Below are 12656 nucleotides of genomic sequence, written 5' to 3'. Positions count from 1 at the left end.
ACCTTGTAGGACTAAATGAGGTGTCTGACACCCCGGAGACGCCCGCGCATGATGCAGGCCACCTCACACGGGTGTCAGACACCGTGTAGCAAGAACCGCACCTTGTAGGACTAAATGAGGTGTCTGACACCCCGGAGACGCCCGCGCATGATGCGGGCCATCTCACACGGGTGTCAGACACCGTGTAGTGGGAACCGCGCCTTGTAGGACCAAATGAGGTGTCTGACACCAAGCCGATTGCGGGTCCTACGCGTCCCTCGTCACGCGCAAAATTTCCTCCGGCGACGTCTGTCCTTCATCCACCCAACGCTGACCATCCTCGCGCATGCTGCGCATCCCCGACGCCGCCGCGGCGCGGCGCAGTTCGCGTTCGTCGCGGCCTTCGTGGATCAGGCGGCGGGCCTCGTCGTCTACCGTGAACAGCTCGTGGATGCCGGAGCGGCCGCTGTAGCCGGTGTGGTTGCAGGCCTCGCAGCCGACGGGGTGGAACACCTGCACACCGTCCAGCATCGACGGCGTCTTGCAGGCCGGACATAGCTTGCGCACCAGGCGCTGCGCCAGCACGCCCAGCAACGACGACGCCAGCAGAAACGGTTCGACCCCCATGTCCGTCAGGCGGGTGACCGCCGACACGGAGTCGTTGGTGTGCAGCGTGGCCAGCACCAGGTGACCCGTCAGCGACGCCTGCACCGCGATCTGCGCGGTTTCCAGGTCGCGGATTTCGCCGATCATGATGACGTCCGGATCCTGGCGCAGGATCGCACGCAAGGCCAGCGCAAAGCTCATGTCGATCTTGGCGTTGACCTGCGTCTGGCTGATGCCGGCCAGGTCGTATTCGATGGGGTCTTCCACCGTCAGGATGTTGCTGGTGGAAGCGTCCAGCCGGCTCAGCGCCGCATACAGCGTGGTGGTCTTGCCGCTGCCGGTGGGGCCGGTCACCAGCACGATGCCGTGCGGCTGGCGGATCAGGCGGTCCAGCTGCGACAGCACGCCCGGGCTCATGCCCAGCTTCTCCAGTTGCAGGCGTCCCGCTTCTTTATCGAGCAGACGCAGCACGGCGCGTTCGCCATGTCCGGTCGGCAGCGTGGAGACGCGCACGTCGATCGGCCGCCCGCCCACGCGCAGCGCGATGCGCCCGTCCTGCGGCAGCCGTTTCTCGGCGATGTCCAGGTGCGCCATGATCTTGATGCGCGAGATCAGCGCGGCATGCAGCGCCTTGCGCGGCGAGACCACGTCGCGCAGCGTCCCGTCCACGCGGTAGCGGACCACGGAATGCGTTTCAAAGGGTTCGATGTGGATGTCGCTGGCGCCGTCGCGCGCGGCCTGAGCAAAGAGCGCGTTGATCATGCGGATCACCGGCGCGTCGTCCTGCGCTTCGAGCAGGTCCGCCACCTCGGGCATGTCCTGCATCAGGCGGTCGAGGTCTATCTCGTTTTCCGCCACGCCCATGACGGACGCCGCGTCTTCCGAGTGGCTGTAGGCCGCGGTCAGCAGCGTCTCCAGCGCCTCGTCGTCGATCTGCGTGAGTCCGATGTCGCCGTGGCAGCGCCGGATCTCGCGCACAGCCCATTCGGGCGTACGCGGACTGACCGTCAACTGCGCCTGCCCCCCGCGCAGCGACAGCACCGCGCGCTGCGCGCGGGCCCAGGCATAGGGCAAGGGGTGGGCGCTCATAGCAGCGTCTCGGGATCCACCGCCACCGTCGTCATGAGCGGCCGGGGCGCGCGGATGGGCTGCTGCGCGGGCGCGGGCGGCGCGCCGGGATACTGGCGCACCGCAAAGGTTTCGACCGTGGTGGGCGGCGGGCGGCGCAGCGTTTGCGCCTGCTGTTCGGGACGCAGATCGTAGGCGTTGTTCGACACCGACGGCGCCGAACCCGGCAGCGGCAGGATCGGCGCCTGCATGTCCGGCAGCGCCCAGTGGTCGCGCGGCTGCACGGCGCCCTGTGCGCGGCGCATGTAGTCGTAGCGGTCCATCGTGACGCTGGCGCTGCGGTTGGCGTCGCGCACCACGTAGGGACGCAGGAAGACCATCAGGTTGGTCTTGGTGCGCTTGCGCGTGTCGTAGCGGAACAGCGAACCGATCACGGGCAGCGAACCCAGGCCCGGCACGCTGTTGGACGTCAGCGTCACGTTGTCTTCCAGCAGGCCGCCCAGCACGATGATCTGGCCGTCGTCGATCAGCACGCTGGTGTCGATGGCGCGTTTGTTCGTGACGATGCCGGTCGTGGGGGTCGAGCGGCTTTCGTCGATGCTGCTGACTTCCTGATAGATGTCCAGCTTGACCGCGCCGCCTTCGGAGATCTGCGGGCGGATGTTGAGCTTGAGGCCTACGTCCTCGCGTTCGATCGTCTGGAACGGGTTCGAGCTGCCGTTGCTGCCCGACGTCACATATTGCCCCGTCACGAACGGCACCGTCTTGCCGACCAGGATGCTGGCCGACTGGTTGTCCAGGGTCAACAAGTTGGGCGTTGACAGGATGTTGGCTTCGCCGGTGTTCTGCATGGCGCGCGCCAGCACGCCCAGGTTGATGACTTCATTGCCCAGCACATCCACTGTCCCCTTCACCACGCCCAAGCTCAGACCGCGGCCTATCGCGTCGATGGACGTCGGGCCGTTGCCGGTGATGCCGCTGCCGCCCAGGTTCGTGCCGCCGATGAAGCTGGTGCCGTTGCCGTTGATGTTGCCCGCGCCGGTCATCCACTGGATGCCGAATTCCGCGGCCTTTTCCTCGCTGACTTCCACGATCAGGCTTTCCACCAGCACCTGCGCGCGGCGCTGGTCAAGCTGGTCGATCACTTCACGCAGGCTGCGGTACAGCGGCTCGGGCGCGGAGATGATGAGCGAGTTGGTTGCGGGGTCCGCCTGGATGGTGGCGCCGCCCGCGGAGTACGACACCGCCTGCGACGAGTTGTCTTCGCGCGCGATGCGCTCCTGTTCGCCGGACAGGCCGCCGCGCGACGAGCCCGACTGGCTGGACATGCCCAGCCCGGCCTGGTTCGACGTGCTGCTGGCGGTGTTCTGTGCGCGCGCGCCGCCCTGCGTGCCGCCGGTGCTGCTGCTGGCGCCGGGGGCCGCGCCGGGCGCGGAATTGGCCTGGCCCGTGAGCAGCCCGCCCAGCACCTCGGCAATGCGCGTGGCCTGCGCGTTGCGCATATAGACCACGTGCAGGTTGCCCGCGCGGTTCTGCTGCGCGTCCAGCTTCTGGATCAGTTCGCGCGCAAGACGCGTGCGGGCCGGGCTGCCCGAACGCACCAGCACACTGTTGCTGCGCGGATCCGCCACGATGGCGATGCGCTGCGTCGGATCGCTGCTCTGCGTGTCCAGCAACTGTGAGGCCAGGATGGCGATGTCCGTGGCGATGGCCGATTGCACGGGCACCACGTCGGTGTCCATCGAACTGGGCACGTCGATGCGCGCGATGACGGCGGCGATGCGTTCCAGGTTGTCGGCATAGTCCGTCACGACCAGCGTGTTGTTGCCGGGGTACGCGTTGATCGGGTTGTTGGGCGGCACCATGGGGCGCAGCACTGGCACCAGGTTCGCGGCGTTCTCGTACTTCAGCGGGAACACGCGCGTCAGCATTTCACCGCTGTTGCCGCCCCCTTTGGCAAAGGTGGACACGGGCACCGGCGCCCTGCCGCCCGCGGCGGTCGCCGCGCCTGCCGGCCGGGATCCACCCACGACGGCGCTGCCTTGCAGCTTGGCGTCGGCCTCCGGGACCACGCGCGTCACGCCGTCGACGTCGACGATCGCAAAGCCTTGCAGCCGCAACGCCCCGGTCAGCATGGACAGGGCCTGCGCGCTATCCACCGGCCGGTCCGACACAAGCGTGAGCTTTCCCTTGACGCGAGGGTCCACCAGGAAGTTGCGCTGCGTGAACAGGGACAGCGCGCGCAACACGGCGGGAATGTCCGTATCGACGAAATTCAAGCTGACGCGATTGTCGGCCTGTTGTGCGTGGGCCGTGCTGACGGCCGGTCCGAGTTGGCTTGCGGCAAGCAGGAATGCAAGGCTGAATTGCGCGATGTGACGCATGACGAGATAGGTGCCCGAGACGTGAAGTCGTATGAAAAAACGTGAAAGCGCGTCGGAGTATACGGGGTGTGACTGCAACACTACGGTCATATTTCCAAGGCAAGGTAACGGGCTGGAAACCCTTTAAATTCGGGGCTCTTGGCGATTTCGGCAGGTGCTTCCGCTTTATTACAGTCATGCCCTCCTTTCGCTATGAAGCCACCGACGCGCTCGGGAAAATCGTGCGCGGCACGATCGACGCCGACTCCGAGCGCGGCGCCCGCAATCAGTTGCGCGGCCGCGGCCTGTTGCCGCTGTCGACCTCGCTGGCGGCGCGCGCCGAAGGCATCGGCGCGGCGTTGCGCACGCGCCTGTCGGACGCCGATCTTGCGTGGCTGACGCGGCAGCTCGCCAGCCTGCTGGCCGCGCGTCTGCCGCTGGACGCGGCGCTCAGCGCCACGCTGGAACAGGCAGAAAAGAAACACATCGCCGCCACGCTGGGCGGCGTGCGCGACGACGTGCGCGCGGGCCATCGCCTGTCCGCCGCGTTGGCCTCGCGGCCGCGCGACTTTCCCGAGATCTATCGCGCGCTGATCGGCGCGGGCGAGGAATCGGGCGACCTGGCGCAGGTGATGGAAAAACTGGCCGACTACATCGAGGAACGCAACACCCTGCGCAGCAAGGTCATGACGGCGTTCATCTATCCGGCGGTGGTGGCCAGCGTGTCGGTGGTCATCGTCATCTTCCTGCTGGGCTATGTCGTGCCGCAGGTCGTATCCGCATTCAGCCAGGCCAAGCAGGAACTGCCGATGCTGACGCGCGTGATGCTGGGGCTGTCGGACTATGTGCGCGAATGGGGCGCGGTGACGGGCATCGCCGTCGTCGCGGCCATCGCGCTGTGGCGCTACACGCTACGGGCGCCGGCCGCGCGCCGGGCCTGGCACGCGCGCGTGCTGCGGCTGCCGCTGGCCGGGCGCTTCGTGCTGGGCGTGAATGCCGCGCGCTTTGCGTCCACGCTCGCCATTCTGTCGGGCAGCGGCGTGGCGCTGCTGACCGCGCTGGAAGCCGCGCGCCGCACGCTCAGCAACGACGTGCTGCGGCTGGCGGTGGACGAGGCCGCGGCGCGGGTGCGCGAGGGCGCGGCGCTGTCGTCGTCGCTCGGCGCGCAGAAGGTCTTCCCGTCGCTGCTGGTGCACCTGATCGCCAGCGGCGAAAAGACCGGCCGCCTGCCCGAACTGCTGGACCGGGGCGCGCAGAACCTGTCGCGCGACCTGGAACGGCGAGCGATGGCGATGACGGCCCTGCTGGAGCCGGCTCTGATACTGCTGATGGGGGGATTTGTCCTGCTGATCGTGCTGGCGGTGATGATGCCGATTCTGGAGATGAACCAGTTGATCAGGTAGGGAGGCGGGCTACGGGATTACGTGCCGCAAGAATACGGGCCGCGTCTGGGCGCGGCCCGCGAAATACAAGGATCAGAGCGCCTCTTCGTCGCTCTCGCCGGTGCGGATGCGGATGGCCTGCTCCACCGGGGTCACGAAGATCTTGCCGTCGCCGATTTTGCCGGTGCGCGCGGCCTTGACGACGGCTTCGATGGCGGCTTCAACCTGGTCGTCCGGCAGCACGACTTCAACGCGGATCTTGGGCAGGAAGTCGACCACGTATTCGGCGCCGCGATAGAGTTCCGTGTGGCCCTTCTGGCGGCCGAAACCCTTGACTTCGGTGACGGTCAGCCCGCTGACGCCGACTTCCGCCAGCGCCTCGCGGACTTCGTCGAGCTTGAAGGGTTTGATGATGGCGGTGACTTGTTTCACGTTGGTCGTCCTGGGTTTTTGATGTGTTGCGTCGCCCGGCCGCGCGGCCGATCGTCTTGTCGGGCGGGCGCCGGGCGCAATGGTTAAGAGAATAACACCGGGCAGGCGCGGCTGCGGCTCCGGGGAAACGCGCGGGGCCGCCGTCAGCCTTTGGACGCTTCTTCGGGCGCCTCGTCGGGAATGGTGTCGGCCTCGCGCATCCAGACCACCGATTCCGAATCGCTGGGAGCGCGCCAGTCGCCGCGCGGCGACAGCGAACCGCCGGAACCCACCTTGGGCGCGTTCGGGATGCACGTGCGCTTGAACTGGCTGGTCCGGAAGAATTTGTCCAGGAAGATCTTCAGGTTGCGTTTGATGGCGGCCAGATCGTACTGGTTGCGGACGACGTGCCCGGCTTCGGGCCAGGCGCCGGCCTCGCGGTCGCGCCAGGCCGTCCATGACAGGAACGCGACCTTGGTCGGCGCAAAGCCATAGCGCAGCGTGTAGTACAGGTTGAAGTCCTGCAGTTCATAGGGGCCGATGGACGCTTCGCTCTTCTGCTCGGGCTTGTCGTCGGCGCCGCCCGGCACCAGCTCGGGGCTGACATCCGTGCCCAGCACGTCCAGCAGCACCTGCGCGCCGTCGTCGCCCAGGCGGCCGGATTCGGCGACCCAGCGCACCAGGTGCGTGATCAGCGTCTTGGGCACGCTGGCGTTGACGCTGTAATGCGACATGTGATCGCCCACGCCGTACGTGCACCAACCCAGTGCAAGCTCGCTGAGATCACCCGTCCCGATGACGATGGCGTTGCTGAAGTTGGCCAGGCGGAACAGGTGGTTGGTGCGCTCGCCCGCCTGCACGTTCTCGAACGTGATGTCGTAGACCGGCTCGCCGTTGGCATAGGGATGGCCCAGGTCCTTGAGCATCTGCAGGCAGCTGGGGCGGATGTCGATCTCGGACGCCGTGCAGCCCACCACCGCCATCAGGCGGCGCGCCTGCTGCAGCGTGCGGGTGCTGGTGGCAAAACCGGGCATCGTGACGGCCAGGATGTTCGCGCGCGGCAGGTCCAGGGCGTCCATGGCCTTGGCGCAGACCAGCAGCGCGTGCGTGGAATCCAGTCCGCCCGAAATGCCGATGACCACCTTCTTCATGCCGCTGGCCGACAGGCGCTGCGCCAGCGCCTGCACCTGGATGTTGTAGACCTCCTGGCAGCGCGCGTCGCGGCGCTGGGGGTCGGCCGGCACGTAGGGGAATCGCGCCACGCGCCGTTCGAGCGGCAGTTCGGCGTCTTCCAGCGGCGGATTCACCGGCACCGCCACGCGGCGGAACCTGCGGACCTCGTCCTGGTGGCGGCGCACGGACTGGCCGAAGGTGCTCTGGCGCATGCGTTCGCGCGACAGGCGTTCCAGATCGACGTCCGAGAACAGCAGATGGGAATGATTCAGAAAGCGTTCGGATTCGGCCAGCAGCTCGCCGTTTTCATAGATGAGCGCCTGCCCGTCCCAGGCCAGATCCGTCGAGGATTCGCCCCGCCCGGCCGACGTGTACATATAGGCCGACAGGCAGCGCGCGGACTGCTGCGACACGAGCTGGTGGCGGTATGCGGACTTGCCGACGACGATGTTGGAGGCCGACAGGTTGACCAGCACCGTGGCGCCGGCCAGCGCGGCGTAGGACGACGGGGGAATCGGCACCCAGACGTCTTCGCAGATTTCGACGTGGAACTGGAACAGCGGCAGCTTTTCCATCTGGAACAGCAGCTCGGCTCCAAACGGCACCGTCTGGCCCAGCAGGTCGATCTGCGTGTCGATGGCGCAGTCGGCGGCGCTGAACTGGCGGGCTTCGTAGAACTCGCCGTAATTGGGCAGATAGGTCTTGGGCACGACCCCGAGGATGCGGCCGCCCGCCACCACCACGGCGCAGTTGAACAACTGGTGGGCGACCCGCAACGGCGCGCCGACGACGATGGCGATGTCCAGGTCGGCCGTGGCCTCGACCACCTGCGCCAGCGCCGCCTCGCAGGCGTCCAGCAAGGCTTTCTGGTGAAAGAGGTCGTCGCAGGTATAGGCCGACAGGCCCAGTTCGGGGAACGCCGCCAGCACGGCGCCGCCCTGGGCGGCCTGCTGCGCCAGCGTGATGGTCTGCGCGGCGTTGAAGGCGGGATCGGCGACCCGGCACTCGGGCACGCCGACCGCGACCCGGGCGAAGCCGTGGGAATACAGGTTGAAAAACGGGTTCGACATCGGGTTTTCGCCTGGAGTTTCGCTGGGATTTTTGCCTGCGGGCCCGGATTTCCGAGGCCCTGAAAACAACCGCCGGATTATCTCACGGCCCTCCGGCAGCCGCGCCCCGCGCGGACCGCGGGTGCGACGGCCAGAGCATCATGCCTAGCGCGGCATCTTGCTGTCGGTCAGCCCCCGCTCGAACGGCAAGGCCGGCTCGCCGTCCACGCCAGGCCCCTGCCGCTCGCGTTCCGCGGACAGCGCCGCCTGGATGGCGCTGTCGCGCAGGTAGCTGCCCATCGCGCCGATGTCCGCCCCCGACGGCTGCTGGTACAGGCGCAGGCCCAGCTCCGGCAGGATCGCCAGCAGATGGTCGAAGACGTCGCCCTGGATGCGCTCGTACTCGACCCATGCCGTCACGGCGGTAAAGCAATAGACCTCGACCGGGATGCCCTCGGCGGTCGGCTCCATCATGCGCACCATCATCGCCATGTCCTGGCGGATTTCCGGATTCTGCTTCAGGAAGGCCAGCGCGTAGGCCCGCAGCGTGCCGATGTTGGTCAGGCGGCGCCGGTTGGCCGGCACGCTGGCCAGTTCGCCCAGCGTCTGGTTGGCCTGGACGATGTCCTGGGTCTTGGACTGCAGGTAGTCGTGCAGCAGCCGGAACTTCATCAGGCGCTGCGCCTCGTCGTCCGTCAGAAAGCGTACGCTGGCCGCGTCGATGCGAATGGTGCGCTTGATGCGCCGGCCGCCCGATTCGAACATGTGCCGGTAGTTGCGGTAGCTTTCCGAGAACAGCTTGTAGGTCGGCACCGTGGTGACGGTGTTGTCCCAGTTCTGCACCTTGACGGTATGCAGGGCGATGTCCTTGACGAAGCCGTCGGCGTTGCATTGCGGCATCTCGATCCAGTCGCCGATGCGCAGCATGTCGTTGCTGGTGAGTTGCGTGCTGGCCACCAGCGACAGCAGCGTGTCCTTGAACACCAGCAGCAGCACCGCCGACAGCGCGCCCAGGCCGGAGATCATCCACAGCGGCGAACGGTCGATCAGGATGGAAAGCACCAGAACGGTGCATACCGCGGCCAGGATCAGCTTGCCGATCTGGATGTAGCCCTTGATGGACCGGGTCTGCGCGCGGGTCGTGGCCGAATACGTATCCTGCCAGGCGCTCAGCACGCCCGAGAACGCGATGAACACGCAGATCCAGGCGCCCGCGTGCGCCAGCCGGCCGACGACGCTGACCGCCCGTTCGGCGTGGGGCACCAGATCGATGCCCACGGACACCACTGCAAACGGCACGGCGTACCAAAGGTTCTGATAGGCGCGGCGGCGCTGCAGGGCCTTGTCCCAGTCGCCCCGGCCGCTGGCGACCAGCAGCCGGTGCGCCAGCAAAAGGACGATTCGGGCGACGACCCACTGCACGAACAGCGCGGTCAGGATGAGCACGCCGACTCCGATCAGCGTCTGCGCCCAGATTTCCCGCGGCATGTGGGTATCAAGTTGGGTGACTAGCTCTTCCCATTCCAGGGGCATGGATCCGTACTCGCTTTTCAGGTCTTGAAACTAACGGGGGATTATCCGACAACTCGCCCCGATCGCGGGTTCCGGCCCCGCATAACGGGCAGCAGCAACACCCGGCGCGGCGCGAGGCCCTATAATCCCGGCCATCATGGCAAAGACTCCCTCCCCCGATCAAAACCAGTTCGCCAACAAGGCGCAGGCCTGGTCCGCCCGGTTCTCCGAGCCGGTTTCCGAACTCGTCAAACGCTACACGGCGTCCGTGGATTTCGACAAGCGCCTGGCGCGCCACGACATCCAGGGCTCGCTCGCGCACGCGGACATGCTGGCCGCCCAGGGCATCATCGGCGCCCAGGATCTGGCCGGCATCCAGCGCGGCATGACCCAGATCCTGTCCGAAATCGACGCCGGCTCGTTCCAGTGGCTGCTCGACCTGGAAGACGTCCATCTGAACATCGAGAAGCGCCTGGTGGAACTGGTGGGCGATGCGGGCAAGCGCCTGCACACCGGCCGTTCGCGCAACGACCAGGTCGCCACCGACATCCGCCTGTGGCTGCGTGACGAAATCGACACCCTGCAGATCCTGCTGCGCCAGCTGCGCCACGCCCTGGCGACGGTCGCGCTGGAAAACGCCGGCACCATCATGCCGGGCTTCACGCACCTGCAAGTGGCCCAGCCCGTCACCTTCGGCCATCATCTGCTGGCTTACGCCGAAATGTTCGGCCGCGACGCCGAGCGCCTGGCCGATTGCCGCCGCCGCGTGAACCGCCTGCCGCTGGGCGCCGCCGCCCTGGCCGGCACGTCGTTCCCGATCGACCGCGAACGCGTCGCCAAGACCCTGGGCTTTGAAGGCGTGTGCCGCAACTCGCTGGACGCCGTCTCCGACCGCGACTTCGCCATCGAATTCTGCGCCGCCGGCGCGCTGATCATGACGCACGTCTCGCGCCTGTCCGAAGAGCTGGTGCTCTGGATGAGCCCGCGCGTGGGTTTCATCGACCTGGCCGACCGCTTCTGCACCGGCAGCTCGATCATGCCGCAGAAAAAGAACCCCGACGTGCCTGAGCTTGCCCGTGGCAAGACCGGCCGCGTCAACGGCAACCTGGTCGCCCTGCTGACCCTGATGAAGGGCCAGCCCCTGGCCTACAACAAGGACAACCAGGAAGACAAGGAAGGCCTGTTCGACACGGCCGACACGCTGCGCGACACGCTCACGATCTTCGCAGACATGGCCGGCGGCATCAAGGTCAAGGCCGACAACATGCGCGCCGCAGCGCTGCAGGGCTTTGCCACCGCCACCGACCTGGCCGACTACCTGGTCAAGCGCGGCGTGCCCTTCCGCGACGCCCACGAAGTCGTGGCCCACGCCGTGCGCGATTGCGAACAGCGCGGCTGCGATCTGGCCGACCTGTCCACCGTCGAACTGACGGCCTACCACCCCAGCATCACCGAAGACGTGCATCAGGTGCTGACGCTCGAAGGCTCGGTCGCCGCGCGCAAGCATGTGGGCGGCACCGCCCCGGAGCGCGTGGCTGAAGAGGCGCAGCGCGTGCTGGCCGAAACGGCCGAAGGCTGATTGCCAATCCCGCTGACGGCTCGACTGCAAGGCCCCCTTTCCCGGGGGCCTTGTTGTTTCTAGCCGGCCAGCCAACCGTCCAATTCCAGGGCCAGCGCATCGAACACGCCCGCCACGCGCTTCACGCGCCGCAAGTCCCCGTGCATGGCAATCCAGACGTCGACGTCAAACCCGATTTCCTGCGCCAGGACCGGAACCAGCCCCAGCGGCTTTGCAAGCTGGCGCGGACATACGCCGACGCCCAGGCCTGCCTTCAGGGCGGCAAACTGCGCAACGTGGTGGTCGCACGCCACGGCAAACGGCTGGTCGGGGTCGATGACACCATGCTCGGCCAGCACGCGGCGGTCGGCCAGGCGGCGATCGGGGCCGATCATCGGCATGTGTCGCAGGTCATCGCGGGATTGCGGCAGCCCGTAAGCCTGGATGCAGCCGGCCGTGGCGTACAGCCCGACCCGCAGCGCGCCGGCGCGCCGCGCCACCACATTCGCTTCGCCGGGACGCTGCAGCCGGACCGCGATATCCGCTTCCTGCCGGGGCAAGGCCTCCAACCGGTCCTGCACGCTCAGTTCCAGCCGCACGCCCGGCAGCGTCCGGCGGATCTCCAGCAGCATTGGCGGCAGCACCTCGACCCCCAGCAGCTCGCTGCTGGTGATGCGCACGACGCCTTCGGCTGCATCCGCGCCCTCGCCCGCCCGGCGGCTGAACGCCCGCGCCGCCGCGTCCATGGCCTCGACGTGCTCGCCCAGTTCCCGCGCCGCGTCCGTGGGCAGCAGCCCGGCCGGGGTCCGCAGAAAGAGGCTCACGCCTACACTGCCTTCCAGCTTTTCGATGCGGCGGCGGGCGGTGGCCTGCGCAATGCCCAGCAGCCGGGCCGCGCCCGACAGGCTGCCGCTGCGCAACACGGCAAGAAAGACACGCTGGCTTTCCCAGTCGAGAGAATCAATGCTCATACAAAATCTGCTATCGGATAGTTCATTCTGGCGGTTCCCGGCGGCCGGCGTTCGGGGCATCCTGTCGCACTCTATTGAAGTTGAAGGAACCCGTTCATGACCCTGACCGGCCAATGCCGCTGCGGCGCCGTCCGCTACTCCATCGACCCGGCCGGCAAGCCGATCGTCTACGCCTGCCATTGCCAGAACTGCCAACGCTGGAGCGGCAGCGCCTTCGGGCTGCACCTGCTGCTGCCGGAAACGGCGATGAGCATAACCGGTGCGCTTGCCGAATACCGGCACGAACACGAGGGAAAGCAGTCTTGCCAGTTTCTGTGCGCGCAGTGCCACACGCGCATCTTCAACACCACCGAAGCCGCCCCCGGCATGCGGGTGCTGCGCGCCGGCACGCTGGATGAGGCAGCCGGGCTGGCGCCGGCCGCGCATATCTGGACCCGGCGCAAACATAGTTGGCTGAACTTGCCGGATGATGTGCCGAGCTGGCCCGAGAGTCCGTCGCCGGAGGAATTTGCGCGGGCGGTGATGGGAGGGTGATGGGCAAAGGTCCGATATGATGGCGCCTTTGCCGCTCTGTCCCCCAGACC

General features: G+C 67.2%; 9 protein-coding genes. 3 read left to right on the top strand and 6 right to left on the bottom strand.

The genetic code is table 11. The features are described 5' to 3' along the window. Positions 1-246 precede the first annotated feature (246 nt). A complete protein-coding gene (gene gspE, locus RT697_RS17545; protein ID WP_313700569.1) occupies positions 247-1674 on the bottom strand; it encodes a type II secretion system ATPase GspE in 1428 nt (475 codons plus the stop codon). After that, positions 1671-4037 carry a type II secretion system secretin GspD gene (gene gspD, locus RT697_RS17540; protein ID WP_313700568.1) on the bottom strand — a complete coding sequence of 789 codons (2367 nt, stop codon included), beginning with the start codon at positions 4035-4037 and terminating at the stop codon, positions 1671-1673. The genes gspE and gspD overlap by 4 nt, the downstream gene beginning before the upstream one ends. Before the next feature lie 176 nt (positions 4038-4213). Here gspD and gspF point away from each other — a divergent pair, with 176 nt between their 5' ends. Further along, positions 4214-5419 (top strand): type II secretion system inner membrane protein GspF, encoded by a 1206-nt coding sequence (gene gspF / locus RT697_RS17535; protein ID WP_313700567.1) that lies wholly within the window; start codon positions 4214-4216, stop codon positions 5417-5419. A 72-nt stretch (positions 5420-5491) separates the two neighbouring features. Here gspF and RT697_RS17530 read toward each other — a convergent pair whose 3' ends face one another. From RT697_RS17530 to RT697_RS17520, 3 genes are all read right to left on the bottom strand, one after another. Then, positions 5492-5830: a P-II family nitrogen regulator gene (locus tag RT697_RS17530; RefSeq protein ID WP_006386376.1), complete on the bottom strand. Its 339-nt coding sequence runs from the start codon at positions 5828-5830 to the stop codon at positions 5492-5494. 143 nt (positions 5831-5973) lie between these two features. Next, positions 5974-8052, bottom strand: a complete 2079-nt coding sequence (locus tag RT697_RS17525) for an NAD(+) synthase (protein WP_313700566.1) — start codon at positions 8050-8052, stop codon at positions 5974-5976. Positions 8053-8196: 144 nt separating this feature from the next. After that, on the bottom strand, positions 8197-9564 hold the full coding sequence (locus RT697_RS17520) for a mechanosensitive ion channel family protein (RefSeq protein WP_313700564.1): 1368 nt from the start codon (positions 9562-9564) through the stop codon (positions 8197-8199). 136 nt (positions 9565-9700) lie between these two features. On the opposite strand from RT697_RS17520, the gene argH reads away from it, so the two are divergent. Next, entirely contained in the window at positions 9701-11122 is a 1422-nt protein-coding gene (gene argH / locus RT697_RS17515) for an argininosuccinate lyase (RefSeq protein ID WP_313700562.1), read from the top strand. 59 nt (positions 11123-11181) lie between these two features. On the opposite strand, the gene RT697_RS17510 is transcribed toward argH, so the two are convergent. After that, positions 11182-12072: a LysR family transcriptional regulator gene (locus RT697_RS17510; protein ID WP_313700560.1), complete on the bottom strand. Its 891-nt coding sequence runs from the start codon at positions 12070-12072 to the stop codon at positions 11182-11184. Between the two features lie 96 nt (positions 12073-12168). Between RT697_RS17510 and RT697_RS17505 the strand changes: the two genes are divergently transcribed. After that, the gene (locus tag RT697_RS17505; protein WP_313700559.1) at positions 12169-12606 is read left to right on the top strand and encodes a GFA family protein; all 438 of its coding nucleotides are present in this window, start codon (positions 12169-12171) and stop codon (positions 12604-12606) included. Positions 12607-12656 lie beyond the last annotated feature (50 nt).

It is taken from the genome of Achromobacter sp., from assembly GCF_032113835.1.
In the GTDB taxonomy this organism is placed as follows: domain Bacteria; phylum Pseudomonadota; class Gammaproteobacteria; order Burkholderiales; family Burkholderiaceae_B; genus Achromobacter.
Note: the sequence above shows the minus strand (reverse complement) of the source record. Positions and strands in the feature narration are given on the sequence as shown.

What these genes read in the sequence shown, in the direction of transcription:
- gspE (WP_313700569.1), bottom strand. Translation starts at nt 1,674, where the DNA reads ATGAGCGCCCACCCCTTGCCCTATGCCTGGGCCCGCGCGCAGCGCGCG.
- gspD (WP_313700568.1), bottom strand. Translation starts at nt 4,037, where the DNA reads ATGCGTCACATCGCGCAATTCAGCCTTGCATTCCTGCTTGCCGCAAGC.
- gspF (WP_313700567.1), top strand. Translation starts at nt 4,214, where the DNA reads ATGCCCTCCTTTCGCTATGAAGCCACCGACGCGCTCGGGAAAATCGTG.
- RT697_RS17525 (WP_313700566.1), bottom strand. Translation starts at nt 8,052, where the DNA reads ATGTCGAACCCGTTTTTCAACCTGTATTCCCACGGCTTCGCCCGGGTC.
- RT697_RS17520 (WP_313700564.1), bottom strand. Translation starts at nt 9,564, where the DNA reads ATGCCCCTGGAATGGGAAGAGCTAGTCACCCAACTTGATACCCACATG.
- argH (WP_313700562.1), top strand. Translation starts at nt 9,701, where the DNA reads ATGGCAAAGACTCCCTCCCCCGATCAAAACCAGTTCGCCAACAAGGCG.
- RT697_RS17510 (WP_313700560.1), bottom strand. Translation starts at nt 12,072, where the DNA reads ATGAGCATTGATTCTCTCGACTGGGAAAGCCAGCGTGTCTTTCTTGCC.
- RT697_RS17505 (WP_313700559.1), top strand. Translation starts at nt 12,169, where the DNA reads ATGACCCTGACCGGCCAATGCCGCTGCGGCGCCGTCCGCTACTCCATC.